General features: G+C 46.0%; 30 protein-coding genes and 1 riboswitch. Of the genes, 14 read left to right on the forward strand and 16 right to left on the reverse strand.

What is annotated here, in order from left to right:
- Positions 1–27: 27 nt before the first annotated feature.
- From FIU95_RS00575 to FIU95_RS00620, 11 genes are all read right to left on the reverse strand, one after another.
- Positions 28–702, reverse strand: a complete 675-nt coding sequence (locus FIU95_RS00575; protein ID WP_152450499.1) for a CHRD domain-containing protein — start codon at positions 700–702, stop codon at positions 28–30.
- A gap of 399 nt (positions 703–1,101) precedes the next feature.
- Positions 1,102–2,952, reverse strand: coding sequence for a histidine kinase (locus FIU95_RS00580; RefSeq protein WP_152450502.1), 1,851 nt, complete (start codon positions 2,950–2,952; stop codon positions 1,102–1,104).
- A gap of 745 nt (positions 2,953–3,697) precedes the next feature.
- Entirely contained in the window at positions 3,698–4,090 is a 393-nt protein-coding gene (locus FIU95_RS00585; protein WP_152450504.1) for a hypothetical protein, read from the reverse strand.
- A 320-nt stretch (positions 4,091–4,410) separates the two neighbouring features.
- Positions 4,411–4,815: a hypothetical protein gene (locus FIU95_RS00590; RefSeq protein ID WP_152450507.1), complete on the reverse strand. Its 405-nt coding sequence runs from the start codon at positions 4,813–4,815 to the stop codon at positions 4,411–4,413.
- 63 nt (positions 4,816–4,878) lie between these two features.
- The gene (locus tag FIU95_RS00595; RefSeq protein WP_152450509.1) at positions 4,879–5,331 is read right to left on the reverse strand and encodes a hypothetical protein; all 453 of its coding nucleotides are present in this window, start codon (positions 5,329–5,331) and stop codon (positions 4,879–4,881) included.
- Between the two features lie 110 nt (positions 5,332–5,441).
- A complete protein-coding gene (locus tag FIU95_RS00600) occupies positions 5,442–6,299 on the reverse strand; it encodes a hypothetical protein (RefSeq protein WP_152450511.1) in 858 nt (285 codons plus the stop codon).
- A gap of 832 nt (positions 6,300–7,131) precedes the next feature.
- Positions 7,132–7,656 carry a hypothetical protein gene (locus FIU95_RS00605; RefSeq protein WP_152450513.1) on the reverse strand — a complete coding sequence of 175 codons (525 nt, stop codon included), beginning with the start codon at positions 7,654–7,656 and terminating at the stop codon, positions 7,132–7,134.
- A 201-nt stretch (positions 7,657–7,857) separates the two neighbouring features.
- Complete coding sequence (locus FIU95_RS00610; protein WP_152450515.1) at positions 7,858–8,163, reverse strand: hypothetical protein; 306 nt, start codon at positions 8,161–8,163, stop codon at positions 7,858–7,860.
- A 134-nt stretch (positions 8,164–8,297) separates the two neighbouring features.
- A complete protein-coding gene (locus FIU95_RS21040) occupies positions 8,298–8,438 on the reverse strand; it encodes a hypothetical protein (protein ID WP_172975288.1) in 141 nt (46 codons plus the stop codon).
- Positions 8,428–8,610: a hypothetical protein gene (locus FIU95_RS00615; RefSeq protein WP_152450517.1), complete on the reverse strand. Its 183-nt coding sequence runs from the start codon at positions 8,608–8,610 to the stop codon at positions 8,428–8,430. Before FIU95_RS00615 ends, FIU95_RS21040 begins: the two co-directional genes overlap by 11 nt.
- Positions 8,607–9,146: a hypothetical protein gene (locus FIU95_RS00620; protein WP_152450519.1), complete on the reverse strand. Its 540-nt coding sequence runs from the start codon at positions 9,144–9,146 to the stop codon at positions 8,607–8,609. The genes FIU95_RS00615 and FIU95_RS00620 overlap by 4 nt, the downstream gene beginning before the upstream one ends.
- Before the next feature lie 1,442 nt (positions 9,147–10,588).
- On the opposite strand from FIU95_RS00620, the gene csrA reads away from it, so the two are divergent.
- The 3 genes from csrA to FIU95_RS00635 all read left to right on the forward strand — a co-directional run bounded on the left by csrA (position 10,589) and on the right by FIU95_RS00635 (position 13,600).
- A complete protein-coding gene (csrA, locus tag FIU95_RS00625) occupies positions 10,589–10,777 on the forward strand; it encodes a carbon storage regulator CsrA (protein WP_152450521.1) in 189 nt (62 codons plus the stop codon).
- 895 nt (positions 10,778–11,672) lie between these two features.
- Positions 11,673–12,968 carry an AAA family ATPase gene (locus FIU95_RS00630; RefSeq protein WP_152450523.1) on the forward strand — a complete coding sequence of 432 codons (1,296 nt, stop codon included), beginning with the start codon at positions 11,673–11,675 and terminating at the stop codon, positions 12,966–12,968.
- Positions 12,968–13,600 carry an HNH endonuclease gene (locus tag FIU95_RS00635; RefSeq protein WP_152450525.1) on the forward strand — a complete coding sequence of 211 codons (633 nt, stop codon included), beginning with the start codon at positions 12,968–12,970 and terminating at the stop codon, positions 13,598–13,600. Before FIU95_RS00630 ends, FIU95_RS00635 begins: the two co-directional genes overlap by 1 nt.
- A gap of 32 nt (positions 13,601–13,632) precedes the next feature.
- Here the strand turns inward: FIU95_RS00635 and FIU95_RS00640 are convergent, their stop codons facing one another.
- The 4 genes from FIU95_RS00640 to FIU95_RS21050 all read right to left on the reverse strand — a co-directional run bounded on the left by FIU95_RS00640 (position 13,633) and on the right by FIU95_RS21050 (position 15,872).
- The gene (locus FIU95_RS00640; RefSeq protein WP_152450527.1) at positions 13,633–14,145 is read right to left on the reverse strand and encodes a hypothetical protein; all 513 of its coding nucleotides are present in this window, start codon (positions 14,143–14,145) and stop codon (positions 13,633–13,635) included.
- Positions 14,146–14,622: 477 nt separating this feature from the next.
- Positions 14,623–14,955 (reverse strand): hypothetical protein, encoded by a 333-nt coding sequence (locus FIU95_RS00645; protein ID WP_152450529.1) that lies wholly within the window; start codon positions 14,953–14,955, stop codon positions 14,623–14,625.
- Positions 14,956–15,075: 120 nt separating this feature from the next.
- The gene (locus FIU95_RS21045; protein ID WP_172975289.1) at positions 15,076–15,369 is read right to left on the reverse strand and encodes a protein kinase; all 294 of its coding nucleotides are present in this window, start codon (positions 15,367–15,369) and stop codon (positions 15,076–15,078) included.
- Positions 15,318–15,872, reverse strand: a complete 555-nt coding sequence (locus FIU95_RS21050; protein ID WP_172975290.1) for a PP2C family serine/threonine-protein phosphatase — start codon at positions 15,870–15,872, stop codon at positions 15,318–15,320. The genes FIU95_RS21045 and FIU95_RS21050 overlap by 52 nt, the downstream gene beginning before the upstream one ends.
- Before the next feature lie 873 nt (positions 15,873–16,745).
- Here FIU95_RS21050 and FIU95_RS00655 point away from each other — a divergent pair.
- The 10 genes from FIU95_RS00655 (at position 16,746) to FIU95_RS00700 (ending at position 24,334) form a co-directional block, all read left to right on the forward strand.
- Positions 16,746–17,969: an alginate export family protein gene (locus tag FIU95_RS00655; RefSeq protein ID WP_152450533.1), complete on the forward strand. Its 1,224-nt coding sequence runs from the start codon at positions 16,746–16,748 to the stop codon at positions 17,967–17,969.
- Between the two features lie 243 nt (positions 17,970–18,212).
- Positions 18,213–18,363: riboswitch (molybdenum cofactor riboswitch) on the forward strand.
- On the forward strand, positions 18,352–19,329 hold the full coding sequence (moaA, locus tag FIU95_RS00660; protein ID WP_152450535.1) for a GTP 3',8-cyclase MoaA: 978 nt from the start codon (positions 18,352–18,354) through the stop codon (positions 19,327–19,329). It overlaps the preceding riboswitch by 12 nt.
- A gap of 4 nt (positions 19,330–19,333) precedes the next feature.
- The gene (locus tag FIU95_RS00665) at positions 19,334–19,933 is read left to right on the forward strand and encodes a molybdenum cofactor guanylyltransferase (protein ID WP_152450537.1); all 600 of its coding nucleotides are present in this window, start codon (positions 19,334–19,336) and stop codon (positions 19,931–19,933) included.
- Between the two features lie 2 nt (positions 19,934–19,935).
- Complete coding sequence (moaB, locus tag FIU95_RS00670) at positions 19,936–20,478, forward strand: molybdenum cofactor biosynthesis protein B (protein WP_152450539.1); 543 nt, start codon at positions 19,936–19,938, stop codon at positions 20,476–20,478.
- A gap of 3 nt (positions 20,479–20,481) precedes the next feature.
- The gene (gene moaC, locus FIU95_RS00675; RefSeq protein ID WP_152450541.1) at positions 20,482–20,973 is read left to right on the forward strand and encodes a cyclic pyranopterin monophosphate synthase MoaC; all 492 of its coding nucleotides are present in this window, start codon (positions 20,482–20,484) and stop codon (positions 20,971–20,973) included.
- 21 nt (positions 20,974–20,994) lie between these two features.
- Positions 20,995–21,240 (forward strand): molybdopterin converting factor subunit 1, encoded by a 246-nt coding sequence (gene moaD / locus FIU95_RS00680; protein ID WP_152450543.1) that lies wholly within the window; start codon positions 20,995–20,997, stop codon positions 21,238–21,240.
- A 10-nt stretch (positions 21,241–21,250) separates the two neighbouring features.
- Entirely contained in the window at positions 21,251–21,730 is a 480-nt protein-coding gene (gene moaE / locus FIU95_RS00685) for a molybdopterin synthase catalytic subunit MoaE (protein WP_152456019.1), read from the forward strand.
- Entirely contained in the window at positions 21,715–22,497 is a 783-nt protein-coding gene (gene modA / locus FIU95_RS00690) for a molybdate ABC transporter substrate-binding protein (protein ID WP_152450545.1), read from the forward strand. Before moaE ends, modA begins: the two co-directional genes overlap by 16 nt.
- Complete coding sequence (gene modB / locus FIU95_RS00695) at positions 22,494–23,216, forward strand: molybdate ABC transporter permease subunit (RefSeq protein WP_152450548.1); 723 nt, start codon at positions 22,494–22,496, stop codon at positions 23,214–23,216. The genes modA and modB overlap by 4 nt, the downstream gene beginning before the upstream one ends.
- On the forward strand, positions 23,216–24,334 hold the full coding sequence (locus tag FIU95_RS00700; protein ID WP_152450550.1) for an ATP-binding cassette domain-containing protein: 1,119 nt from the start codon (positions 23,216–23,218) through the stop codon (positions 24,332–24,334). Before modB ends, FIU95_RS00700 begins: the two co-directional genes overlap by 1 nt.
- Before the next feature lie 89 nt (positions 24,335–24,423).
- On the opposite strand, the gene FIU95_RS00705 is transcribed toward FIU95_RS00700, so the two are convergent.
- Complete coding sequence (locus tag FIU95_RS00705) at positions 24,424–26,037, reverse strand: MFS transporter (RefSeq protein ID WP_152450552.1); 1,614 nt, start codon at positions 26,035–26,037, stop codon at positions 24,424–24,426.
- A 200-nt stretch (positions 26,038–26,237) separates the two neighbouring features.
- Between FIU95_RS00705 and narL the strand changes: the two genes are divergently transcribed.
- Positions 26,238–26,903 carry a two-component system response regulator NarL gene (gene narL / locus FIU95_RS00710; RefSeq protein ID WP_152450554.1) on the forward strand — a complete coding sequence of 222 codons (666 nt, stop codon included), beginning with the start codon at positions 26,238–26,240 and terminating at the stop codon, positions 26,901–26,903.
- Positions 26,904–26,917: the final 14 nt, after the last annotated feature.

Here is a 26,917-nt window from a genome sequence, read left to right on the forward strand (position 1 = left end):
CTGGGTCCGGAGGATAGGCAAAGAATACTATTTACCTTTCATCAGTAATCCAGAGATTTCACCTTTGGGGTCTAGTTTACTGTGCAGGTTGATGAAGACCTTCCCATCCATTAGTCCTTTTCGATAGGGCTCTTCCACCATCCATTTACCCATAATAAATCCACTGGTGCCCTCGGAGCATTTCTTTTCCAGTCCGTGTTTATCCTTATCGGTTTTAGTCTTGGGCCAGTCGGCAACCATGCCGGGGTTTGTTGGCATACCACAGATAGTTTGGATAATCGGACCGCTCGCTTTGCCTGGCTCACAAATAGGGGGCTCTTTGCCAGCACCGGCACACTGCATATGGAAATGCGACATGGCTACTCCACCGGGTGATAGATGGCTGTAACCAACCATAAAACTCAGCATGTGTGTCTGGTTATTGTAGGCGCCAATAAAGTAGCCACCCGCATCTTTAGGGGTTTGCGGGTTCACCTTTTTGCCGAGCATATTTTCGTTAGCGGTAGTCAGGTCGGCCTTGAAAATAGTAAATCGCTTGTCATCTCCCGCATCTGACCAGGCTTTCTCGCCAGAGCCATGTTTGGCAGTGGGTGAGTCTTTTTCTTTTTTATGGTGGTTATCTGCAGTGGTGAAAGTGGAATAGGCCAGCAAAAACATCGCCATTATTAAGTAAGCGATTTTGGGTAATGAACTGAGTCTCATAAATATCTCCTCTATATTGAATCGATCTTGTTATTACCAGCACGAGAAATTGGATGCCAGACGCTCAATAGTGAACTTATTTACTATGAAGATCCGTGTAGATCATGGGTGGCTGGCGATAAGTACTTGTAGCATATGTACTAGGTGTTAACCCTTTGGGGCCAATTTAGAAGACAGAATTTTTGTACTGGGTATGTTGGGGGACAAAGGAAATCCGCAGAGGATGGATGTTCAGACTGACAGGAAGCGAAGGGTAAGGGAGGAGGCAGACAGGAGGCAGCCGAGAAAATAGGAGTTATCGTAAAAAATTATTAACATGCATTTTCACTAAAATTAAAACACTGGATACAGGGATTGCTTATTCGTACCCAGTGACCTTGCTGTTGAGGTGGGGCGCTATCACCCCGCATCCCTCCAAACCAATTCCCGCTCTCGGGCATAAAGGGGGATAAAGTTAAACTGTACCTCTGTGCCCCCCTCCTCACGCCGCTGAATATTCAATTTGCCGTTCAGGTTACTGGCACGCTCCTGCATGATTGACATACCGAAGTGGTTGCGTTTTTCCGGTGCATTGCTGATACCGACGCCATTGTCGCGGATACGCACATTAAGCGATTGGTTTTTAGCCTGAATCAAGCTGATTTGCACCATATCTCCCTGGGAGTGGTATACGGCATTCTGGGTAGCTTCGCGCACCAGCTGCAGCAGATGGATTTCCTCGTGGGGAGTGAGTGGTACCTCATTGAGGTGATAGTCGAGCAGAATAGTGATCTGCGGGTGTTGCTCGCGATAGGCGAGGATGGATTGCTCGAGGATATTGCGTAGGCCGCCAGGGCCTATCTGCAGCCTGAAGGTGGTGAGAAGCTCGCGCAGCTGGCGATAGGAGGAGTCCAAGCCCTCTTTTAACTCGTGAATAATCTCCTTCACCTTGGATTTATTCACCTGCTCACTGCGATTGGCGTGACTGAGCCTAGTGACTTGGATTTTTAGGTAGGACAGGGATTGGGCCAGGGAGTCGTGCAGTTCCCGCGCGATGATTGCGCGCTCATCCAGAAGGGCAACGCGGCGTTCCTGGGCCTCCCGCTCGTTGATGGCGATGGCGGCGGTAACGCTGTCGGCGAATGTGGCCAGACGCTGCAACTGTTCCTCATCCAGATCCTTGCCTTGAGGCAAGGTGCAAGTCAGCACACCATAGTTGCGTTTATCCACTTCCAGGGGGAAGCGGTGGATGTGAAAGCTGCCCTCATCGGAGGGCCCACAGCTACTCACACAAATTCTGCATTCGTAGCTCTCACAGTGGTTATATCCTTTTCCCTCTACCAGGTGCTCGTAGGGTGCCTCGCCGTCCGGGGTCATAAGGCATAAGTCGAGGTTATCCAGATCTGCCATATTGGCAAACTCCTCTAACCACTTCCCCAGTTCAGTGCCGGCTAGAGGCCCCTCGCTGATACGTCGTGCCAGGCGGTACTGAAAGTCTAAGGCCTCATGGCTCTTTTGTAGCTGCTCAGTTTTCAGCTCTACGCGCTTGGCCAGCTGTTGATGGGTCGCATGGATTTCGTCGCTCATGTAGTTGATGGTGCGCGCAAGCACTCCAAGCTCATCCTCGCTATCGATTTCCAGGCGATGTTGATGGAAGTTGCCCTGGGCGATGCTCAGTGAACGGCTGGTAAGTTGTTTGAGAGGCAGTTCCACCGAGCGATGCAGAATATAAAGAGACAGATAGACAAGTACTACGATAGCGAACAGTGAGCCCAGCTGCACCAAGCGCAATAGGCTGATTTTTTCCTCGGCGATGGTTTGGTAGTCAAATACCAGGGTATCGACATCGCCGATAAAGGGCTCTAGGTAGGTGGCTAGCTGCAGGGAATCCATGGATAAGCGACCAGAGGCAATGGATTCCAGCAGTGGGCGAATCTCCCGCTCCCAGCTCACAATCACTTTGCGATAGTTACGTGCGGCACGTAAGTTGTCACTGGCGCTGAAGTCAGAAATGCTGAGGACCCGTGCTAGGCGCTTAGCGACCTCGTCGGCAAGATCAGCTGTTGCCTGTACATTACCGGAGGGGGCTGTGGCCGAGAGCCGATAACTCATAGCGCGCAGTGAGCCTGCAAGGTTTACCGCGGCAGCGTCGTTCTCGGCCGCATCGGAGATCACATAGGACGCTACCATGGAGCTTAGAGCCACCAGAACGGTGAGTAACATCAGTGTGCCGATGCGGTAAACAATAGACTGTCGGATTCGGTTCAGCATGTTGACTTCGCTTCTTCCCTGATTGGCTATTAATCTTAGCCACTGAATATCTTTCCTTGCTGTGCAACTTTGTGAGTCGCAGCGGGTAATAGTAAAGCCCTGTCAGTTTTCTACAATATCTAAATGCTGAGTACCTTGCTGTGCATGCTTTCAAGCTGCTTCATTGTTCATTTCTCATCCTTAGTGAAGAACGAGAAGCGAAAAAGATCACTATTACTATGTACATCAGGGTTTTGTGAAATAGTGCGAGCAGCAAGGCTGCCCATTAGAATATGAATATATCGAGGTGAGAATAATGCAATACCTCACCGAAAAATGCCGCAGCCAGATAACTAGCGACTACCTGCAAAACATGACCATGACCAAAATAATACAGCAGGGCTGAGACTGCAGTAAGCGTCTCAGCTTGCATGGCTGGATCTACGATATTCACAATAGCCTAATTCGATACCTGGGTATGAGGATGAATGATCGCTGCCTAGTACCGGGGATTTATCATGTATATGGTGAGGGGTAGAGGAGGAGTTGAGAATTTACCGTGTTTCTTAATTAGATAATTCTCAGTTCATTGAAGATTTATCAAGAGCTATTGGCAGCTTTCCACTGGCAATAAATAGTAATCATGGATATGGCCCATTCAGAATGGTTTGATTCTACCTTTAGTTATTCAATATTTTTATTGTCTGAAAATTTGTAGATAAATTGAAGTGGTATTTTTGATCCGGCACAGATACAAAGTCACTTGTTAATCTTTTCTATATAAGAGGCCGTAACCTAAACCACTGGTAGCTCCAAATAGGAGACCTACTGTAAGTACATGCTTTAGATAAATTAACCAACCCCAAAGCGTTGGATAGCCATTAACTGCTTTTATTACATCTATGCCGATTAAAGTACCTTCAACCTTACCAATGTGACTGCCATCAGGGTACGGCCAGTCATTAATTCCAGGATATAGAGAGCCAACAATTAAACCTAGACACATGCACTTGAATAGATTTAGCCCGAAGTATCTTTCTATGATTAATGCAAGTGGTACATAAATCATCAAGTGTACTAGTGATATAGGAATTGAAAAAATAAAAATAAATGCTGGGCCGGCTGAGTTTATTTTAGAAAATCCTAACGTACCGGCCATTAACGAAAGTACTATCGAAGGAATAAGGCTTGCAGCAATTATTGATGGTATATGTCGCACAGAGATTTGGTTTGAACTTACTAAAAAGGGGGAAGGAAAGAATACATTGCGCTCGGGACCGTATGAGGCATGGATGCTGATTACGAGCTTACAGGGATGTATTCACAGCGCGTCTTGAGCGCAATGTATTCTTTCCTTCTGACCCAGTAGTACGTCCAGAAATTATAGGCTATCATAGGGTGCCTAAGCTATGTAATTGATTGATGTGTCATATCCAGCTAGTACTTTCGCACCAAAGCGTCGCATGATGTTTAAATGCGTTAGTGTGGCTGTCTTCGCAAAGACCACAGCGCAGCGATTATTACCATTCCACAAAATCCTAAATATATTATTTTGCCGTTCAAATTTTCAATATCAACACACTGCCAGTTTTCACACTGACGGACTATAAAAACATTTCTCGGATCAATCCAGAAAATTATACTTGCCGTTATTGCGGAAAATAAAACTGGGTAGGATCTTACTTTGGGGACAACTTCGGCCAAGAATGCCGCAAGCCAGAAAGCGAACAGTGATGCCAAATATAACTTTAATTGGCTCTCACCAGAGAAAATCAAGCTAGTAATTGTGCTGAAAAAAGCACACAGCCCGATAAAGAATCTAAGTCCGCTTAATCTGGAAAGACCACCATCATCCTTGGTAAATTTATAGCCATATCTTTTCATAATCTATACTAGCGTACTCATCAGTAGCTTGACCACAATTGCCTTTAAATGGAGGTTTATATTTTATCTGTCTATCTCTGCAAATCTACTTTGGAGTTCAGCTAAACATTTGATTGCCTTGTTTCTAGTATTTTTTTGAATGGCATTGATAGAAACATATGCTATTCCAGCTACAGCTGTTTCATTTATCTTATCTAAAGGTAATGCGCCACATTGAGAAGGAAGGTGTTTCGCCACTGCATCGGGATATGCGTGGGTAACAATATCCGCATATTTTTGGAGATCTTGTGCTGACAAAGCAGATAATTTCAGAGAGGAAACTTCTTCAGATGTGTATACTAAACCAAATCGATTGAATGGTTTACCTTCGATATTGTTCGTATTTATTTTTCTCGCATGTTCAACAACTTCGGGGAAAGACCAAGATTCTGGTTCTAAAATTATCTTTTTGGCGTGTACGCCTTCTGTCATTGAGAATAACAAGCTCATAACCACAATTTTTGCATGTCTGTTCATTTTTCAAGCTCCGTATTAATCTCTAAGGTCAGGATATTGATGGTTAAACATTAACTTAATTACAATCCTATTAAAAAACTAGTCAATGCCTGATGTTGTTTTATTTAATTCTATGCAGAAGTCTTAGATCTATTCATAGGATTTGGGATTAATTTTTCTTTTGAACCTAAGAAATAGCTTAGCACTAATAAAAAAAATACAGGAACATTATCAACTTGAGGCATTAAAGAAGGTAGGCCATATAAAAACAGCATACATGCAATTATTCCCGCAAATATTGAAAATGTTAGACGAATAAATCCACAGGTGGCATATATCCAATTTCCAAAAGTATATTTTGTGGAAATTTGATAAATGTTTTCGATAATAGAAGTTATTCCTCCAAAACATGCGAATGCAATGGCGTATATAATTGTTGAAAGTTTTGGGTTAACATTCAATATTAATTTTGGTTGAAATAGGTAGACTGACAGAGCTAAGATAAATAAAGCAAAAGCCGGAATGAATGCGCCAAGCATATAATATAATCTTCTAGGTCCTCTATATTCTTTCTGTGCATCAGATTTTGTTTTTTCAAAAAGAGTTTTTGCCTCAGTTATATTTCCCCTAATTGCTATCAAAATAGCATTTGATGCACGGACCTTATATGAGGCATCCGCATTGACTTTATCTAAATATAATATTAACTCTCTGAACTTATCTTCAACGCACTGAAAATTCTTAGTTAACACTTCATCATATTCGTTAATAGTATCAAAAGTGATTTTAAAATGATGAAAGCCAGAATCTCCTTTCGACCCGAAAATAATAAATTCTTTTTCTCGAGCATAGATTTCAGTTATCGTGTAGTCTATTGTATCTTTTCTACCAACAAGATATTCAGACAGACTATTTTTATTTTCTTTCTTATCCATCTCTTCACGTAAATTACTGTTGCTTTTCTTTGGGGTACTTATTACACCACCCATACGATATCCTTTTATTAGAGCTTAAGCATTATTCAATAGTCTGTAGTTCACTGTTCTAGAACTGAATTCTAAGGAATCTATATCATACCATCTGTGAATACATCTCAATAATGTGAACTGTTTTTAGCCCGTGATATTTTTAGTTCAGAGAATAGGCCAGGAAATTTATCCACACTATCTTTCTACCGACAAGTAATACTGGAAACTGGTCGAACTCATTTTAACTACTCCAGCTTCCCAATAATATTGAATCTTTTCTTTCAATCGCCATGACCTATAGAGTATTCTTGCTTGATCTCCGGAAGGGTTATTTCTTCGTTTCGATTGCGTCAACTCTCCCAACTCCAAAAAGATTGTGCTTCCATGTACTTTCCAGACATAGAGAACTTTTCTTCTTGGAACTCTGCCAATTTTGCTATTGCCTGCTGCTCAGATACCGAGGCGATTACTTTTATTTACTTACTTAAAAAGTTGACACAGGAGTTTAAGCTTTGCCTATAAAGTATTGTTGATGTAGATAGAGGAAGTGAACTGTCTAGCTTTCAAGTCTTATTTAGTAGCTACTGGCTAAAATAACAACCCTACTAACTGAGCAACGGCTGTATAGAGAAAATACAGACCTAGTGTTCCATAAAAATTTGCTAATTCTGGAGCAATAAGGGCTGGAAAGGTCGCTACCAGCAAATATGAGATGAACCCACATAGCATCGCGATACTAAGTCTACATACTAAATAATTTGTTCTTCCCATATTAGATTTTAATTGTACTTCTCTCATAATGAAGCGGGTCAGACATTAAAAAGCTCTATGACAGACTGGGTAGATTTATTTTCTAATAATACATATGTAGTATAAGGTCAAAGCCTTTTATTGAAAATCTTACTCTTTCCATGTCTTCTGTATATTTGCCGAGGTTATTTCCATCAAGATCCCAGACATTTTCTTTGGCGAACCACGTATTTAATTCGTGATCATGACATTTGAACTGGCTTTGTGGGACTACCTTACCGTTTTTCATGGTTGGCCCAAAATTCCTACATTCTGTGCCCCACCTCCACCACTTTATATCTGGCATATTTACCATGCCTTCTCTGAGGGGAACGCCAAAAACTGTGATTTCGGACTCATAGTTTTTATAAATTATGTATCTAAAGCCCCACTTCCCTCCCGCCTCATAATTTACATCCCGAGTAAGTATTTCACCCGGCTCCAGGTCAGCTATATCAATACTAGGAGATAGTTCACCAGCATTTGCTGGAGGCTTTAGGGCACTGCCAAACATGCCAAGTATGAATCCGATTCCAATTAGAGAGACAGTAAGAAGGCTGAACCACAGTAATTTCTTGCGCTTTTCCATTTGATGTTCACAGCGTATAAAAAATTAACTTCACTAAAAATGATATCACTATCTTCTTCATTTAGTTAGCGCATATATCGTCAAGGTTTTGATTGTTCTGAAGATCATTAATACCCATAGACGCTGTCGTCTTGATGGGCTGATGGCGTTCATCATCTGGATAGATCGTGGCTGCGCGCGCTCTATCCTTCCTAGCTATGCCTATTGCTTATCGACTTCGTTTTCCCACTCTTCTTCATAGCCTAAGGCTTCAAGGTGTGCCGAAATGGAGTTCATTATTTTTTCGTTCCAAAATTCAGCTCCTTCATTCCATTGAAGCTTTACTCCGTTATTTTCGTCCTCAATTGATGCATCTACCATAGCCCAAAAGAAACGACAGATATGCTCGGCTTGAGACTTATTTAAAATAATGCCATTTTGAAGGAATTGCAGGCTAAGTTCATCATCTAACTTTTTCGCGTAGAATTCCGCGTATTCTTTTTCTTCAGGAAATTTATAAGTAATCATGGATAAGAAACAGATTCTAACCTTTGCGATAGCTAGCTATAAAATCAATCCTTAGATCTTACCGGATTTAAAGGTGGTCCAGAAGATTCAGCCTCTTCTATTTCTCGATTAACTAGAGCTACTATGTATAAGATTCATAATTTCTGCTGGTTCTTTAATCTATTTGACTTTATGGCTGTTTCAACCTCTTTAGCTTCTTTCAATATTTTAGATTTGTTTTTCTCAACAAACTTTCTAATATCTTCCTTGCTAATCTGGTTGTCTTTAATCGTCATTTTTTCGATCTCTCATACGGTCAATCTCAGTTGGATTTGTTTGTTTTCCCGATGGTTCTTCTATTGTTGTATCCTTTGATTTCTTTTTCACTTCTTCAGCATGTTTCTTCATCTTTGATCGAATCTTATTGATTCGGTCTTTCTCTTCTTGTGAGAATTTATAGCCACTCATAATTTTTTCATTCCGACTCTTTTTCCGTGGTAAATCTCAGGCGCTGAAAATCCTTGGCTTTCGTAGTAATCAATTGCACCTTTTACTGGGTCTAACACCCAAACCTCGTCAGCACTAATTAAGTTGGCATAAACCGTAGCTCCAAAAGATAATATTGGAAAGACACCTTCGCCCAAAGGATTTGGTCTTACCGGTGTGGATTCTATAAGATTCATTCTTACCTTTGTGCCATGCTTGGATGCAAAGCCATAACAAAGCCCACAAAGTTGATTCTCATACCAAACTGACATTTCATATCTTTTTGGCTTCTTCTGATATGCATTAAATTCTGGCTCCCAGTCCCAACTGGCTCTCGAAGATCTTAGATTTGCTCCTCTCATCTCTTTCCAAGAGTCAGCCAGTCTTGCTGTCTTCAAACTAATACCCTTTATTGATGACTGAGGCCATGATTCCTGTGTAATAGACCAAACCTCTTCTCTGAGCGCTTGGTAGTATCCAATAACAGAAGGGTAATTGTGAAAAGTTAAATCTTCCATAGTATTTCCTATACTTAATTCAAAATATTTCCACTATATTCAAAGAGCTATTTTCTCTTAGTTGGTAAGATGCCGCAAAGTTTGATCCAGTTTTTAGATTTACTCGGACAGTTCATGGTGCCCAAGGTGGCTGTTGTCGAAATTTGAACCATGGTTGTATACAGCACCAAGCTCTGCTGAAAACATAAGTAGAGTCAAAGCTGGGGCTTATGATTTTCAGCAGGAGCGTCCTGTTAAAGTGGATAACTATCCCTTCCACTGGTTCCTTCGAAAAAGCTTCCAATTACGATTAGAGATATTGCTTGGAAAATAGTCGTCCCAAGCGTTTGGTAAACATTTTGGTTGACGACGGTTTCTAATCTTTATTGGGATCTCTAGTTCATTTTCCAACGAAGCATAGTATTGCTTCATCTCGTTCATGGTTTTAGGGTGTCGAAAATACCCCATATGGATCTCCATTAGCTATGAGTTGCTAATGGAAACCAAACCCTCTTTTTAACAGTAGATTTCTATAGTTCATGCTTTCCTGCCAAAGAGCTTTAATAGTGTGCTCAACTGAAGCTGGATCATATCATTTGTCGACCAATGTCAAAATGGCAAACAACTATACTTAGAACCGATATATCAATCGGTAAGTTATCCAGTACAGGCGAAAAAACACCTGTGCAGAGATAGGAACAAGTGTACCGATTAAATGGAATTTTAAAGACTTTATGAAAACGGCATCGCGACTAAAGAGAGACAATCCTTCGTGTCTCACTGCAATACCCAGGCTATTGGGATATTTTCTATCGACACAAGAATGACACACGGAGTGGTGGTTTTATGATTAATTGCTTTTATTTCTCATGTGAAAGCGAATAAAGAATAACCACCTAAACCATCACTCTTATGGATAACGCAAATTATCTAAGCTAAGGAGCATAAAAATATAGGCACAAAAATGATCTTATTGGATTTTATTCAGTTTGTTTTAGTGTCAAAGCTGCGTAAAATCGATAGATATTTATTGGTATTTTGCCGGAATTGGGTGGCCTTTTGTAGGTCGATGACCAAAGACCAAAGGGATTCGAGAGAATCAAGACCTCTAAGAGTTTTCTAAAGAACCATCTTCTCAAAGGAGAACGGTAGCGTGACGTAAGAGACAGTAAAAGGCGCTGACCCAAGGTGCAGCAACACCAGGGGCCAGCTGACCAAATTGATAAACCACCTATCAAAATGGCTATATGGATCATACGCTAGAAACCCGCTCGTCTTCAATAAAGTGGAGTACATCCAGCGGCTTGGAGCGATTCCCCAAGCTCTGGGAGCGTTGTGTCTGCCTTTTCTTCTTCTATGCCTACCGTTCCCGCGCACCACCCCGTATTTCCTCACAACGTTACTTTCTCAGCCTTCCACCACGGAGGGTTTACCCATGGTTTGAGTATCAGTAGGAAATAAATATGTTGATCTTAAAGCGCCGGACTGGTGAAAACTTAAGGATTGGAACCAATGTTTCAGTCACAGTATTGGAAGTTAAGGGGAATCAGGTGAAGATTGGGATACGCGCTCCTAAATCTCTATCGGTTCACCGTGAGGAAATATATATACGTCTTCAGAAGGGGCTGGCTTCGGGTAAAAAAAATCGCTGAGGACTTTATTGCAGTCGTGGTCTTGTATACGGATCATAGTAAAAGAATTCCTTGATCTGAGTTTGGGGTAGCTAAAATTCCATGGAATTTAATCTATTAGAGCTAATAGATTAAATAAATTTCAGAATTTAATGAAGTTCATACTAAAGGACTTGTAATTACTTTAAGAAAATTATTTATACGATGTTAGTTAATTTGGTACTTATTATTTACTGGTTCGCAATAGGTTATACCTGATAAGCCATGGTATTTTTTAATACAATTTAAGTTTGTAAGAATTGTAGAATGTAAATTTTTTTATATGTTACTTTCTTGGCCCATTGTTGTTTAATTTACCATGCTTGTATTTTGATAAATTAAAGTTTGCGCACAACATAATACTGGTAAATTCTTGGAGTAAATTATTTGTGGTTATAAACCAGGAAGTATCAGAATTGGTAATTTAACAGGTTTTCCTATAGTGTTACTTGATGATGGGAGTATTATATTTTGTGAAAATATGACACCATTGTTTTTCTACTTTTAGTGCAATACTTTCTTTTGATTTAAAATTTATGGAATCTGTTAGGTTTCGTATTTAATGATTTTTTTACAGCTATAAATATACATGATTTTTTGATTTTCCATGCCTCTGACTAAATAATGGTAAATGTCAAGCAAATTATTGTTCCTTTAGTTTATAGAGTAGTTCTTTGTCTTTGGTGCAATTAATTTTTTGAGATACCTATTTCCAATATGAAGATAGGTGGTTAATTTCCATCACTATTAATCTGTAGGGGTTTAGCAGTAGTTATGTGTAAGGTCAAATAAATTGATTGTCATGACTTGTTTACACTAGACTGCAACTATAAGATATTGCATAGTTTCGTCAGATGCAGCGCCGCCGAGTAATAATATGAAGATCGATTCACTTACAATACAAAATTTTAAGTGCTTTGAGCATTTAGAGCTAAATTTTGACTCCAATTTTAATATATTAATTGGTGACAATGCGAGCGGAAAGACATCGATTCTTGATGCTGCTTCGTTTGTAGTTGGAACTTATTTTATCGGAGCTCGAAAAGCAACTAATGATAGCAAAATAGAGTTAAGACCACTTAAGTCTTCAGAGAAACGTCGCGTGCTTTCACCAACTGAAATTAACTATAAATTGCCATTCAATATTCAGACATCGATTACCCTTAATAATAAAGATTTTTTCTGGTCCAGAGGTACCGACAAAGTTTCCGGTGGTTCAACTACATACAAGGAGGCAGCAAGCTTCATTAATGAAGCTAAGTCATTGTGCAGCAATATGTTCAATGAATATGATGAAACTAATCTGCCTTTGATTGCATATTACGGTACTGAGCGACTTTTTAATGAGCGTTCTCAACGGAGTATAGAAAAGAAAGTAACTGCAAAGACTGATGGTTATGATAGTGCTCTTGATCCAAGAGCACTTGAGGAAAGGTTTATTTCTTGGTTTGCAAATGAAGAAGATGAGGTTCTGAAGTTTAATAAAGATAAGGGTCTATACAATGCTTTTGTGGAGGCTATAAGTATAATGGTCCCAGCTTGGCAAAAGATTCGCTTCAGTTGGGCTCATGATACTGTATTGGGTTTGATGGATGATGGAAACTGGACCTCTTTCGATATGCTGAGTAGTGGATATAAGAGTATTGTTCGATTGGCTGGAGATATTGCATATCGAGCAATAAAACTGAATCCTCACTTGGCAATTAGAGCCGTAAAAGATACTAAAGGGGTTGTGTTAATTGATGAAATTGATATGCATCTTCATCCATCTTGGCAGAAACAAGTTGTTAGTTTGCTAAAGCAGACATTTCCAAAAATTCAGTTTATAGTCACTTCCCATTCTCCATTTATTATTCAATCTGCGAAGAATCATGAATTGATAAAGTTTGGAGAAAATAGAGTCTACTCTATTTCTGAAAATGTGGCCTTAAAAGGACTTGAAGAAATTGTTGAAGATGAAATGGATGTTAAGAATCCTAGAAGAAGTGCAAAATATCAGAAATACTTAAATTTATCAGAAAAATATTTCTCACTTGTTAAAGGAGATAGACCAGTAAATGAAGAATCCATTGAAGATGTCAAGAACAAACTGGATGAAATTGAAATGGAATTTAGGGATGACCCTGTTTTAGTTGCTCTCTTGAAAGTAGAGCGTAAACTAGGGAAATTGTAATGAGACCTATAACCAAATCAAAATACAAACCATCTTCGTATATATTTGACCCTTACTCTAGCGCAAAAGATGAATTGATTTCAGCGCTCGGAAGTTATTGCAGCTATTGTGAACGACCAGGTTACTTTTCTGCGATAGATGTTGAGCATATCAGAGATAAAAATACGTATCCCAACCGTAAATTACTATGGCGTAATTTTTTACTTGGCTGCAAGAACTGTAATCCAATTAAGAGCACTAATAGTATTCTGAATATGTTTTTCCCAACTGTACACAACACTTTCAAGATTTTTATCTATGATAGACATGGAGGTGTGAGTGTTAACCAGGCAGTATTAGGGTCAGAAGTAGATGAAATAAAAGCTAAAAATCTTATCGAGTTAGTAGGTCTAGATCGAACTCCTGGGCACCCAAAATATAGCAACAAAGATAAAAGATGGAGTGAAAGAAAGGATGTCTACATGTTAGCGGAAAAGTACTTAGATAAATATCATCATGAGTTGATTGATCCAGACACAATCATTGACTTGGCCCTTGCTAAGGGCTTTTGGTCTATTTGGATGAGCGTTTTCGCAGATAAAGTGGAAATTGTTGATTTATTAGTAGAGCGCTTTACTGGAACCAAAATTTAGATTTGCATTATAATGAAACTGGGCATAACACCTCAAGAGGTGCGCTTTAACGGATGCCTATTAGTTGATTTGTTACACATTTCTAGAAGACTAATTATATATTCATTTTCCATTATGGAATTTAGTGAATTTACCTTTTCCGTTGCCCCTAAAAATGCAAATATCAACGCGATCGAAGCTACTATAGCTGGAAATAGATCATTGTTTGTATTAGTAAATGACAAAGCACTACCTAACCCAACAAAGGACATGAGCCATAATAATGTTGTGATGAAGTCACTTCGTTCCTTTAGATGCGAATTCGCTTGCTTTCTAGCAAGAATTTCAATTTCAACTTCCCGAGACATCGCAGGATCACTATTGATAGATTCTACCCAAGCGATTCCACTTGTGGCGATATTTCTGCGTATATCTTCTTGATTTGATTTGTAGACAATTGATCCAATTAATCTTGAAACAAATGCTCTTACAGTAAGTTGAAACTCCTTATTTAAGTTTCTTTGCTCTTGTAAATGTAAATCGATTATTTTCTTCAGTTTGCTCATGAGCTTTCCTGCGTGTAGGGTCACAAAGTATTGGTACTTTGAGCGTATTGTTGTTTATCATGTACAGTTTCGAGCCGAAAGAAAATTATTATATGAATTATATTTTCTATTGCATTAATTCAGATACGCCTCTAATAAAATGAAAAAAATAAATCATCAGGTTACCTAGGGATGGCACAAAATTTCTCTAGTAGATTTATCTGAGAAGTAATATAGCCTGTTATTTTTTGATTGGGGTTTGAATTGTAAGGAATCTTCAAGTCTGTGAATGGATCTCTCTGGCGCTATTAGATGCTTTTTGATCTTTGATGTTAATAATATAATAATTCATCAGGAAATGTTCAGTGTATATACTCAGCAAAATGAAAGTATAACAGATGATATCGCCTAAATTTCATTGCTGAGGCAGAGTACTCAATAAGACGTACTGGACCAGGATGTTCGTAACTAGGAACCACTATACCGAAAGATCTAACCTCAACCACTAGAAGAAAACAACGCCGCCACCGCCAACAAAGTAGCCACCCAAATCCCACAAAGAATCTTCCAAAACAAAGAGGCATCCCCTTTTTCAGTAGGATCTTCCCTTAAGTAATCCGGGTTGGGATTAGCGAGGTCGCGCATAAACTCTGTAAGCGTGGAATAGCGCTGTTCCAGGTCGATACTGCATCCGCGTTCCAGGGCGCGGTCGAACCAGATGGGGACTACGGGATTAAACTGGCTGGCGGTGCGGTAGCGCAGGCGTTCGAAGTCGGCATGGGCGCGGCAGTTCTCGATTTCCTCTCCGTAGGGCAGTTCGCCGGTAAACATTTCGTAGGCAATAGTGGCGAGGGCATAGATATCGCCGCGAATACCGCTGTTGTGCCCGAGGATATAGTGGGGGTCGGAATAGCTGGCGGTGCCCAGTGCTTCCGGGTGCTTCTGGGTGTTCTAGGGGCGGAAAATCTCGGCACTGCCGGCCACATAGACTGAGTCGAAGTCGATAATTTTTACCCGCCCGTCGCCGTCGATCATGATATTGGCCGGGCGCAAATTCTGGTGAATGGTTTCCTGATCGTGGAAGGCCTGTAGCCCGGTGGCAATCTCCTTAAGGAGTCGAAATGCCTCCGCCGGTTTGGGAAAGCGGTTATTGGTGATCCACTGCTCCAGGATGCTGCCCTGTACATACTCCATCAGGTAATAGAGCACGGTGCGCGGGCGGGTCTGGCGGTGCAGGCACACCACTTGGGGACTGCGAATAGGCCTATCCACTCCTCCTGAATAAAGCGGTCGATATAGTGGATATCGTCCTCGTAATTTACCGAGGGGGTTTTCATTACCAGGATTTCGCCGGTAGCACTGTCGCGCACCAGGTACAGTTGGCTGCGCTGGGAGGAGAACAGCTCCCGTTCCACCTGGTAGCCATCCAATACCATGCCCGGTTCCAACTCTGGCGGAAAGGGTAGGCGGGTAAGCTGGCGGCTGTAGTCGTCCAGGGTGGTTTGTGGCAATGCTTTTACCTTAACCACTAATGCGGAGAGGTTATAGTCACTGCCGTTTTCCTCGGCGAGGCGCACCAGGGTTTCCGCAGTTTCCTGTTCGCTTGTTTGTGTATCTGCCAGCAGCTCGCGCAGCAAGTCCTGCTTGATAAAGTCGTGCACGCCGTCGCTGGTAATTAGCAGCACATCGTCCTTAGCCAGGCTGAGCTGGCCGTAATCCACTTGCAAGCCGGTCTTCACTAGACGCAAAGCTTCAAGGGTTTCCAGTAAGAAAAGGGGCGCATCTTCCTGGTGTTACAGATAAAAGACTGGCTGGGGCGAGAGTGGATACGACCAATTTACGTAGGGCATAGCGTTCATAGTGGTGTTATTCGAATTCTTTGTGCCTAAAGACACACGTTATAGACGAAGTCGCTAGCTGGTGAAAACTCGTCACTATCTAAGTGCACTGATGCAGATCAAGATGCGGCGTGATGAGCTCTATTACCATTGTGTCTTCGGCAGTTTTATCGAGTTTTTACTGGCCGGCCTAATGACTACCTGACGGTGTACGAAGTATTTGCTCAGGGGGCGATGGCGCTGACACCACGGTTTGTGACCTTGTCCAGTTCACCGCGTGCTTTAGAGTGCTGCTGGCCCTGACCGCTATGCCTTTTATTGGTGCCAGTATGACGATTCAAGGGGTGGAACGGGATGTGCATCTAAGGACGGTGTCAGTATCGAGCCAGTAACGAATAAAACTGAGGTAGGCATTGAGTTGTTTACCCTGAGGTTACTGGTGTTGGTGATTGGTGTCGCACAGGATTCAGTGAATATTCAGAATTCGGCGTTTATGTTGCTCTGCGGTGTGCAGTAAGTTTGTCTGTAGGTAATGAACCTGGCAATTCTGATGGAGCACTCTCAACAGTGTTTGACTTCGCCGGCAAAATAATTTTTTGCATGAGGATGCGAGTCACTTTGCGGCTTTGCCTGCTAGGTAGTGCCAACTACCAATCTAGAATTCTGTGTGTGTAGGCGGGCAGGAAGTATTATTTTTTCTACTGAAAAAAACTGTGGTTTCAACCACGCCTGAAAAATTGTAATTTGTCTCTGTTCACTCCGTTGTTACTAAGGAAAAACGTAATGACCATTTCCAGATTTCCAAAAATTTTCGGTACTCTACTGTTGGGGGCCTGTAGCACTGTCGCATTGCAGGCTGCTGCACAGGAGGGTGAAAATGCCACTCTTGCCGATGCCCTGAAATCCGGTGAGGCGCACTTAAATCTCCGCTATCGCGTAGAGATTGTCGACCAGGAAGATTTTGATCAGGATGGCATTAATGGGGATGCTACAGCATCTACTCTGAGAACTCGCCTTAACTGGCTAAGTGGTAGTTACCATGGCTTTAGTGGTTTTCTAGAGTTGGATGATGTTACTGCTGTTGGCAATGACAATTACAACTCCACCGTCAACGATAAAACCAATTATCCGGTGGTTGCTGATCCGGATGGTACCGAGGTTAACCAGGCCTACGTTCGCTATAACGGTGTGAACTCTGTAATTACTGCTGGTCGCCAGCGCATCAATCTGGATAACCAGCGCTTCGTCGGTGGGGTTGGCTGGAGACAGAATGAGCAGACCTACGATGGTGTGCGCTACCAGTATGGCAGTGCTGACAGCCTGCAGCTGGACTACAGCTACATTTACAATGTGAACCGTATTTTCGGTGAGGACAGCGCGAACGCCGAATTTGAAGGCAATATTCAATTACTGCACGCCAGTTATCCGCTGGTCGAGGGGCATAAGATTAGCGGCTTTGCCTATAACCTCGACCTGGAAAATGCCAAGAGTAATTCAAGCCATACTTACGGTGTGGATTACGAAGGAGATTTTGGCCTGTTGAATGCCAACCTGAGCTATGCACGTCAGAGCGATACGGGTGATAACCAACAAGACTACAGCGCAAACTATTACCTGGCAGAACTGGGTGCGGAAAAGGGACTGCTAAGTGCTAAAGTCGGTTATGAAGTACTGGGTTCTGATAACGGCGTTGGTTTCAAAACTCCACTGGCCACACTGCATAAGTTTCAGGGTTATACCGATCAATTCCTGGCGACTCCTGCTGATGGTATTGAGGACCTGTATGCCTCAGCTGCCGTAAAAGTCGCTGGAGGCAAGCTGAATATGGTCTACCATAACTTCGATGCAAACGAAAACTCAACGGATTATGGTCATGAATGGAATGTGAGCTATGGCCGTAATCTCACTGAAGATATTTCTTTGTTAGTTAAGTACGCTTCCTACCAAGCGCATCAGTACAAACTGGATACCGACAAGTTTTGGTTGATGGTGAGCGCTAACTTCTAAGGTTGGCCTGAAACAAGCTGCCTTATAAATATTGATAAACCCCGGCATTGGCCGGGGTTTTGCTTTTTATATGGCTAATTTTTTGTAAGCACTTTCATCGCGTTTTCGAATTTTCTTTAATTTATAGTTTCGACCTTTCTTTTGCATTATTTAGGTGCAAATAAAAAAAGAATGAGCTTTTTTGCTTCATCACAGGGCGTGCATATTTTATTCGAGCATAAATTTAATACCCTGTTACACTGGCATCCGTTTAAACACCGAGTACCGCAATCTAAACAGCAATACCTAATGGTACTTCTGCATGGTTTCGGCACCGTGGCTGTAATAGCCACCAGGGTTGGGTAGGAAACTGCACAGCCTCCCGACATTGGAAAGGCGTTTAATGTTACAAGACAATTTTGGTCGTAGGTTTTACTACCTGCGTCTGTCCGTGACGGATATTTGCAATTACCGTTGCAACTACTGCCTGCCCGAAGGTATTGGTTGCGACCGTTCCCTGATGGGTGAAAATCCTCTCTCAGTCGCTGAAGTGGGCACTCTTGTGCGCGCTTTCGCCTCTTTGGGTACGGAGAAAGTGCGCCTCACCGGCGGCGAGCCGTCCCTGCGTAAAGACCTGGTGTCGCTGCTCGAAGCGGTGCGGGCCAGTGACAAGATTCGCCGCATTGCTATCACCACCAACGGTTACCGCCTGCCGAGCCAGATTGACGACTGGCACCGTGCCGGGCTGAACCAGGTGAATGTCAGTATCGACAGCCTCGATCCGGCTCAATTCCACCATATCACCGGCCACAACCGTCTCGATAAAGCCCTCGTGGGGCTGGATCGTGCCCTGGCCCTGGGAATCGATACCAAAGTCAATGCAGTGCTGCTGCGCCAATACAACCTGGCCGAGCTGGATAATTTTCTCGCCTGGATTCGGGAAACCCCGGTGACCCTGCGCTTTATCGAGTTAATGCGCACCGGCGATAACCGCGAGTTTTTCGCCAGTAATCATGTCTCCGGCAATGATATTGAATCCCTGTTATTGCGCGATGGTTGGCAGCAGGTCGCTCGCGCTCGCGATGCCGGCCCGGCGCGGGAGTATTTTCACCCGGATTACGCCGGCCGTATCGGCTTGATTACCCCTTACGGCAAAGACTTTTGCGCAAGCTGCAACCGCCTGCGGGTATCGGCCCAAGGCAAGCTGCACCTGTGCCTGTTCGCCGATCAGGGCTTTGATATGCGCGAGATAATCGCCGCTGGCGATAGTGACGCATTGGCGGCACATATCCGCGAGTTGATTGTCGATAAGACCGCTGGCCACCAGCTGCACGAAGGTTTTACCGGCGCCACCCGCAACCTGGCGATGCTGGGGGGCTAGGTTTATGGCCAGGACTTTCGTTGGCAAATCGACAATCGGCGTGGTGCTAGCCGGCGGCCGCTCCAGCCGGATGGGCCGCGATAAGGCACTGCTAGCCCACCCCCAACGGGGCAATTTTTTGCAGCATGCCGAGGCATTGCTGAGTGAGCTTCCACTGGAAAAAGTTGTCACCAGCGGCGCCCGCCCCGGAGCGATTGAAGACCTGGTGCCAGAGCGTGGCCCACTGGGTGGCCTTTATTCGGTAGCCCTGGCAACCGGTGCCGATGCGGCCCTGGTGATTCCGGTAGATATGCCCCTGCTCGGGCGGGAGCACCTCGCAGAGTTATTGGCCGAGGGGCAGGCAAATGGCCGGCCCTGTTATTTTGAAAACTTCTTTTTTCCCCTGTGGCTGCCATTAAATGGCGACTGCCTGGATTATTTGCGCCGCGCCGTTGAGGGCAGTGCGCGCAATTCTGTCGGCGCGCTGCTGCGTCACCTGGGGGCCAAATCCATACCCATAAAAAGTGCTGGCGATTGGCATCGCAATATCAATACGCCGGCAGATTATCTCGGCTTGAGTACGCCGGATAAAACTCCAGAAAACAGTTTTTTGAGAGACCACTGATTATGTCCGCACACGCTAGCAAAGAATTTGTACCGCTCAATATCGCGGTACTTACCGTATCCGATACCCGCAACGAGCAGACTGATACCTCTGGCCAGTACCTGGTGGAAGCCCTCAAAACTGCCGGCCATCAGCTCGCAGATAAGCGCATAACCCCGGACGATGTTTACCAGATGCGCGCGGTGGTCTCCGCCTGGATTGCCGATCCGAAAGTGCAGGTGGTATTGGTGACCGGTGGTACCGGTTTTACCGATCGCGACTCCACGCCAGAGGCCCTGAGCCCGCTGTTTGATAAAACCGTCGACGGCTTTGGCGAGCTGTTCCGCCATATTTCCCTGGGGGATATCGGCAGCTCCACCGTGCAATCCCGCGCGCTCGCCGGCCTGGCGAATCGCACACTGATCTGTTGTGTGCCCGGCTCCACCGGAGCCTGCCGCACGGCTTGGGAAGGCATATTGCTGGAGCAGCTGGATGCCCGCCATAAGCCCTGCAATTTTATCCCCCATGTGCGCTTTACCAGCGCGCCCTGCGAGAGCCGGGGGTAATTTGTGAGCCAGTTAACCCACTTAAACCAGCGCGGCGAAGCCAGCATGGTGGATGTTACCGAGAAGCACATCACTGACCGCAGCGCCCTGGCCGAGAGCAGTATCAGTATGAGTGCAGAGGCTTTTGCACTGCTGAGCCAAGGGGCGCACAAAAAAGGTGACGTGCTTTCTGTAGCTCGTATCGCCGGCATCCAGGCCGCCAAGAAAACCTCGGATTTAATTCCCCTGTGCCATCCACTGGCGTTGACCAAAGTCGCGGTGGATTTCGAATTACAGCCGGAAGAACACAGTGTGCATATCACCGCTTTCTGCCGCCTTGCCGGGCGCACTGGCGTAGAGATGGAAGCGTTAACCGCGGCTTCGGTAGCGGCGCTGACCATTTACGATATGTGCAAAGCCGTGGACCCGGCGATGGAAATCGGCCCGACCCGCCTGTTACAAAAAACCGGCGGTAAGCTCGGCCACTGGCGCGGCGACGCCGCGGACAAGGCGTAAAAATTTCAGAGGTGTAAAGCGATGGTAAAGGTTCTGTTTTTCGCGCGTCTGCGCCAGCAATTGGGCATGGGCGAGATGATCCTGGAGGACTTTTCCGGCAGTCTCAGCGAGTTGCGTAAAACCCTATGTGAGCAGCACCCGGATTGGAGCCCACACCTGCAAAGAGACGATATCCGTATGGCCTTGAACCAGGAGCTGGCAGAAACCGGAGCCCAGGTGGAGGCCGGTGATGAAGTTGCATTTTTCCCGCCGGTTACCGGCGGCTAGTGGTGCCAATATGACAGCCGTTGATCGTATCGAAGTCTGTGAAACGCCCCTCGATGTAGCGGCTGAATATACTGCGCTACAAGGCAACAGTGCCGATGGTGCCTGCGCCCTGTTTGTGGGGTCGGTGCGGGACTTCAATGCGGGTAGTGATGTCTGTGGCCTGGCTCTGGAACACTATCCGGGCATGACTGAAAAAAGCCTGCAACGGATTATCAATGATGCCCGCGATCGCTGGTCTCTGGGGCGTGTGACTATCGTCCACCGTGTTGGCCCCATGCAGATCAACGACGAGATTGTTTTTGTCGGTGTTACCAGCCCCCACCGTCAAGCTGCCTTCGCCGCCTGCCAATACATCATGGATCGCCTCAAAACTGAGGCGCCTTTCTGGAAGCGCGAAGCGGTTGCGGATGAGCCTGGTAAGCCTTCAGAGCGCTGGGTTGAAGCTCGGGCCAGCGATGCTGCGGAGATGGAAAAGTGGTCCGCCGGCTGAGCCTGCTGCTATCCGCTTTACTGGTGGCTATCGCGCTACCGGTAAATGCGGATAACTGCACCTTGCGGGTGGCGGTAGCGGCCAGTTTCCGCCCGGCACTGGAAGAGGTACTGCCGGAATTTGAGCGTCGCCATGCCTGTGTGGTGCAAATCAGCAGTGGCAGCTCCGGGGTGCTCTACCAACAAATAGCGCACCGCGCGCCCTTCGATTTATTCCTGTCTGCCGATCGCGAGCGACCCGAACTGTTGGAAAAGCAGGGTGGGGCACTGGCCAACAGTCGTAAGACTTACGCCCTGGGTTTACTGGCTCTCTGGCACCCAAAATCGGAATTGAATATCGAGCAGTTACTGCAAACCTGGCCTGATAAAATTGTACTAGCCGATCCCAAAGTAGCGCCCTTCGGCAGTGCCGCACGGCAAGCGCTGCAGAGCCTGGGCTTGTGGAAGAAAAAACAAACTCAATTAGCCCGGGCCCACAATGCAGGCCAAACCTATTTAATGTTGGATTCAGGCAATGCCCGGCTGGGATTTGTCGCCGCCAGCCAGATGCAAGCAGCCGGCCGCGATAACTACTGGTTGCTGCCGCAGCATTTGTATAAACCCATTGAGCAGCAGCTGCTGATTCCCATCCAGAGTCGCCGGCCTAAAGAGGCGCAGTCCCTCGCTGACTATTTGCGTTCAGCGGAAGTGCAGGTGCAACTACAGCACTTGGGTTACGGTGTTTTACCGACTCAATATCAAAGTAGAGATGGAGGGAGTGGCTTATGAATATCGCCGCTGCCGACTGGCAGGCCCTGTGGCTAACTTTAAAATTGGCCGGCTCAACTACCTTGCTCCTGTTTATTATCGGGGTGCCCCTGGCCTGGAAATTGAGTCAATGGCAGAGCCGCTGGCGCCATGGCATAGAGGTATTAATTACCCTGCCGCTGGTACTGCCACCCACGGTGTTGGGTTTTTATTTACTGCTTTTATTTTCCCCTAACTACGCCCCCGGGCAGTGGCTGTCACAACTTTTTGATGGCCCTTTGGTGTTTTCCTTTACCGGCCTGGTATTTGCGTCAGTAATTTATTCCCTGCCGTTTATGGTGCAGCCGCTGTTGGCCGCGTTTAATGCCAATGGCCAGCGCTTGACCCAGGCTGCCGCAGCACTGGGTATACCGCCCTGGGCGGCATTGTTAAAAGTTCTTTTGCCGGCGAGTCGCGCCGCTATTGTGAGTGCCTGCGCTTTAACCTTTGCCCATACCCTCGGTGAGTTCGGGGTAGTGCTGATGATTGGTGGCGCTATTCCCGGTGAGACCCAGGTGGTTTCTATCGCTCTTTATCAGCATGTGGAGGCGATGGAATACGGTGCGGCGCACCGGCTGGCTTTGATGTTGATGGGAATTACTACGGTACTGCTACTCGCTGCCCGTTGGCTGGGACATAGTTTGGCCCCGCGCGGATTAAACAGTGAGCGCGCTAAACCGGTAATGGGGGTGCTGGGCTAATGGAAATCACCTCACCCCTATTCGGTACTACGTCTACCACTTCTGATTCCACCGGATTGAGTGTTGCAGGGCTGGTGACTCCGCTTAACGCAGCAACTCCCTGGCAGTTAGAGCTGCCAGCCTCTGGAATTTTTGGCCTTACCGGTCCCTCCGGCAGTGGCAAGAGCACATTACTGGCTGCTTTGGCTGGCCAACGCCATTGCCGTGGCAATATCACTTTTGCCAATACGGTTTGGCAGCGCGGACGCCGCGCCCTGGCTACTCACAAAAGAACGCTTTCTTTGGGCTTTCAGGATAGCCGCTTGTTTGCCGGCCAGTCGGTGGCAGATAACCTGGCACTGGCCCGCCGTTACAGCCGCAGGCCACTGCCCGAGGAAGAGTGTGGTCGGCTGCTAGAGGCTTTTGGTATTGAACCGCTGCTACATCAGCCGGTGGAGTTACTCTCTGGTGGAGAAGCCCAGCGAGTGGCTGTATTGCGCCAGCTTTTTAACAACGCGCCGCTGCAATTATTTGATGAGCCACTATCAGCGGTTGACCGCGCCCAGGTACTGCGGCGCCTATTGCCGACCCTACGGGATTTCTGGGTTCGATATCCGGCGCTGGTAATCTGGACCAGTCACGACTTTGATGAAATCCAGCTGCTAGCCCAGCGCTGTTTATGGATGGATTCTGCCAATTTGTCCGCGCCACTTCCTTTACCTGAAGTTGCTCAGCGCCTGGATAGCCACGGCCTAAGGGATAGCTGCCGCAGCCGGATTGAAGCGCGAGTGGAATCTCTAAATGATGGTCTGCTGACTTTGAATTTAGGGGGGATTTCCATCTTTGCAGATAGGGTGACAGGCCATTATCGAAAAGGCGATACCGCCGCTTTTCTGCTGGAAGCTGGAGATATCAGCCTCAGTGTAGAGAAGCCAGGCCTGTCCAGTATCCTCAATTGCCTGCCGGTAACTTTAGTTGCTAAACAAAAGCTCGTGGATGGCCGCATTCGCCTGCAATTAACCGCTGCAAAGCAGGTATTTTATGCCGATATTTCCCACCTATCTTACGAGCGTTTGCAGCTGTATATAGGTGGACCTTACTTTGCCCAGTTTAAGGCCGGCAGTCTTGCAGGTTTGTAATCCCCGCCCTGAAATAGCCAATACATTAGGAACAAAAAAGGGGAGGTAAAACCTCCCCGTATCAATGGAATCCTGTGAGAAAAATCGAATTATGGGTTATAAAATTCGCCGTTCTTGCGCAGGTAGAACCAGTAATTAATTACCAGGCAAACCGCATAGAAAATGGCCATGCCCGCCAGTGCATATTCAGGCGTGGTCGCCTTGATCTGTTCGCCGAAGACTTTGGGAATGTAGAAGGCTCCGTAGGCGGCAACTGCTGAAGTCCATCCCAATACCGGGCCTGCCTGCTCTTTCGGGAACACCATGGCGATGGTGCGGAAGGTAGAACCATTGCCAATACCGGTGGCAGCAAACAACAGTAGGAACAACAGGAAGAAGGGCAGGAAGAATTCTTCTGGAGTGGCGGAGGCATAGGCGGCTTTCATGTAGTAGGCCACCCCCAGGGCGCTTCCCACCATTACCGCGGCACAGATCTGGGTCACCAGGGCGCCACCGATACGATCGGCAATCCAACCACCTACTGGGCGAATTAGTGCACCAATAAATGGGCCCATCCAGGCATACATTAGGGCACTGGGACCATTGCTATTGATGGTATCGTGGGTCATGACCCCACCCACCATCACGTGGCTGTAGCCGAAGATAACTTTAATGGCCAGCGGGAAGGCAGCGGCGAAACCGATAAAACTGCCGAAGGTCATGGTGTAAATAACACTCATCACCCAGGTATGTTTGTTGTTGAAGATGCGATATTGGCGTTGCAGGCTGGTTCTGATGGCACCCGGCAGGAGTTTCAGGCCGAATACCGTAGCGGCAATAACCAGCACCAACACAATTTCTTTGGGCACACCCCAACCGGAGCCGTTGGCGGCTTCGGGCAATAACAACCACAGGCCGATCACCGCGGTAAACAGGCCGATACTCAGCATTAAGGTCATTTTTGCCATAGCGCCGAGGGTGCTGCCCACATCTGGGCTCACTTCTTCCGTGCGCAGGTTGTTCATACCGAACCAACCTAATAGGGCCAGCGGAAGCAGGAACAGTAGCCACACAAAGCCGGCGTTTTGAATCCATGTTTCGGAGCCCGCCGGCACCTTGCCGATCAGTGAGCCGGAGCCGCTCACCAGTATCATGGGATCGCCGCCAGCAGCGCCGAAGGCACCGAAGGTCATAAATAGCGGTACCAGGATCTGCATAGTGGTAACACCGAAGTTGCCCAGGCCTGCATTCAGGCCAAGCGCCAACCCCTGCTTTTCCTTGGGAAAAAAGAAACTGATATTGGACATGGAAGAGGCGAAGTTACCACCGCCGATACCAGACAGCAGCGCCAGCAATTGGAATACCCACAGTGGAGTCTCCTTGCTCTGCAGGGCGATACCAGTGCCGAGGGCGGGGATCATCAACAGGGCTGTGGTAAATACAATGGTGTTGCGCCCACCGAACAATCGAATAAAGAAACTACTGGGTATTCGAAGGGTAGCGCCAGTGAGGCCGGCGATGGCCATTAGGGTAAACAGATCGGCTTTGGCAATGGGGAAGCCAAGGTTGAGCATTTGAACGGTAATAATGCCCCAGTAGAGCCACACGGCGAAACCACACAAAAGACTGGGTATAGAAATCCATAGATTGCGGTTTGCGATTTTTTTGCCCTGGGACTGCCAGAAGCGGCTGTCCTCTGGGGTCCACTCATAAATATCAGACACGGCGGCCATATCCTCCTATCAATGTTCCTTGCAGCCACTATGGGCCGCGGCCTCAGCGCACTCAATCACCATCAGTAAGTAATCCCTTTGCGCCGTGTACAGTGCATTTACCTCCAAGGGAGTAAGCGCAGGCTGTGGGCGCTATGGTAAAGTCATTGGCACCGTTTAATACAGACTGAATCACTAAAGCAGGATATTGCATGACCCCATCTGCTACGGTAATGATGGTTGACGACCACCCGCTGTTTCGCAAAGGTCTCAAGCAGCTGTTTGCCATGGAGCCCGGTTTGGAATTAGTGGCGGAGGCCAGTAGTGGCGAGGAAGCTCTGCAACAGGCCAAACTGCACGAGCCGGATCTGATCTTGCTGGATTTAAATATGCGCGGCATGGATGGGCTCGATACCTTGCGGGCGATGCGCGCCGCTGATATTTCCTCACGAATCATTATTCTCACGGTATCCGATAACAACGCTGACGTGGTGTCCTGTATTCGTGCCGGAGCGGATGGCTACCTGCTCAAGGATATGGAGCCGGAGGATATTCTCGATCAGGTGATACAGGCGACCCATGGCAAGCTCGCCATCAGCCAGCGCTTGACCGAAGTGCTAGCCTCAGCCCTACGCAAGCCGGACACCTCCGGAGCGGATACTTTATCCACTCTCACCAGCCGTGAATTTCAGATACTGCAGCTAATTGCCGATGGCCTCAGCAACAAATTGATTGCCCGCGAGTTGGATATCAGCGACGCAACAGTGAAAGTCCACGTTAAACATTTATTGAAGAAATTAGGGATGCGCTCGCGCGTGGAGGCTGCCGTTTGGATGGTCAATCAAAAGCGCCCGGAATCCCTGGAGCGGGTTCACTAACAAAGCTATCCCGA

The organism is Microbulbifer sp. THAF38 (genome assembly GCF_009363535.1).
GTDB lineage: Bacteria > Pseudomonadota > Gammaproteobacteria > Pseudomonadales > Cellvibrionaceae > Microbulbifer.

Excerpts from the sequence above, each read along its gene's own strand:
- FIU95_RS00595 (WP_152450509.1), bottom strand. The coding sequence starts at position 5,331 with ATGAACAGACATGCAAAAATTGTGGTTATGAGCTTGTTATTCTCAATG.
- FIU95_RS00655 (WP_152450533.1), top strand. The coding sequence starts at position 16,746 with ATGACCATTTCCAGATTTCCAAAAATTTTCGGTACTCTACTGTTGGGG.
- FIU95_RS00605 (WP_152450513.1), bottom strand. The coding sequence starts at position 7,656 with ATGGAAAAGCGCAAGAAATTACTGTGGTTCAGCCTTCTTACTGTCTCT.
- moaA (WP_152450535.1), top strand. The coding sequence starts at position 18,352 with ATGTTACAAGACAATTTTGGTCGTAGGTTTTACTACCTGCGTCTGTCC.
- FIU95_RS00645 (WP_152450529.1), bottom strand. The coding sequence starts at position 14,955 with ATGTTTACCGGCGAACTGCCCTACGGAGAGGAAATCGAGAACTGCCGC.
- FIU95_RS00610 (WP_152450515.1), bottom strand. The coding sequence starts at position 8,163 with ATGATTACTTATAAATTTCCTGAAGAAAAAGAATACGCGGAATTCTAC.
- csrA (WP_152450521.1), top strand. The coding sequence starts at position 10,589 with ATGTTGATCTTAAAGCGCCGGACTGGTGAAAACTTAAGGATTGGAACC.
- FIU95_RS00575 (WP_152450499.1), bottom strand. The coding sequence starts at position 702 with ATGAGACTCAGTTCATTACCCAAAATCGCTTACTTAATAATGGCGATG.
- FIU95_RS00585 (WP_152450504.1), bottom strand. The coding sequence starts at position 4,090 with ATGGCCGGTACGTTAGGATTTTCTAAAATAAACTCAGCCGGCCCAGCA.
- moaE (WP_152456019.1), top strand. The coding sequence starts at position 21,251 with ATGACAGCCGTTGATCGTATCGAAGTCTGTGAAACGCCCCTCGATGTA.
- FIU95_RS00640 (WP_152450527.1), bottom strand. The coding sequence starts at position 14,145 with ATGAGCAAACTGAAGAAAATAATCGATTTACATTTACAAGAGCAAAGA.
- FIU95_RS00700 (WP_152450550.1), top strand. The coding sequence starts at position 23,216 with ATGGAAATCACCTCACCCCTATTCGGTACTACGTCTACCACTTCTGAT.
- FIU95_RS00615 (WP_152450517.1), bottom strand. The coding sequence starts at position 8,610 with ATGAGTGGCTATAAATTCTCACAAGAAGAGAAAGACCGAATCAATAAG.
- FIU95_RS00580 (WP_152450502.1), bottom strand. The coding sequence starts at position 2,952 with ATGCTGAACCGAATCCGACAGTCTATTGTTTACCGCATCGGCACACTG.
- moaB (WP_152450539.1), top strand. The coding sequence starts at position 19,936 with ATGTCCGCACACGCTAGCAAAGAATTTGTACCGCTCAATATCGCGGTA.
- narL (WP_152450554.1), top strand. The coding sequence starts at position 26,238 with ATGACCCCATCTGCTACGGTAATGATGGTTGACGACCACCCGCTGTTT.
- FIU95_RS00665 (WP_152450537.1), top strand. The coding sequence starts at position 19,334 with ATGGCCAGGACTTTCGTTGGCAAATCGACAATCGGCGTGGTGCTAGCC.
- FIU95_RS21040 (WP_172975288.1), bottom strand. The coding sequence starts at position 8,438 with ATGACGATTAAAGACAACCAGATTAGCAAGGAAGATATTAGAAAGTTT.
- FIU95_RS00590 (WP_152450507.1), bottom strand. The coding sequence starts at position 4,815 with ATGAAAAGATATGGCTATAAATTTACCAAGGATGATGGTGGTCTTTCC.
- FIU95_RS00630 (WP_152450523.1), top strand. The coding sequence starts at position 11,673 with ATGAAGATCGATTCACTTACAATACAAAATTTTAAGTGCTTTGAGCAT.
- FIU95_RS00635 (WP_152450525.1), top strand. The coding sequence starts at position 12,968 with ATGAGACCTATAACCAAATCAAAATACAAACCATCTTCGTATATATTT.
- FIU95_RS00600 (WP_152450511.1), bottom strand. The coding sequence starts at position 6,299 with ATGGGTGGTGTAATAAGTACCCCAAAGAAAAGCAACAGTAATTTACGT.
- modB (WP_152450548.1), top strand. The coding sequence starts at position 22,494 with ATGAATATCGCCGCTGCCGACTGGCAGGCCCTGTGGCTAACTTTAAAA.
- moaD (WP_152450543.1), top strand. The coding sequence starts at position 20,995 with ATGGTAAAGGTTCTGTTTTTCGCGCGTCTGCGCCAGCAATTGGGCATG.
- FIU95_RS00620 (WP_152450519.1), bottom strand. The coding sequence starts at position 9,146 with ATGGAAGATTTAACTTTTCACAATTACCCTTCTGTTATTGGATACTAC.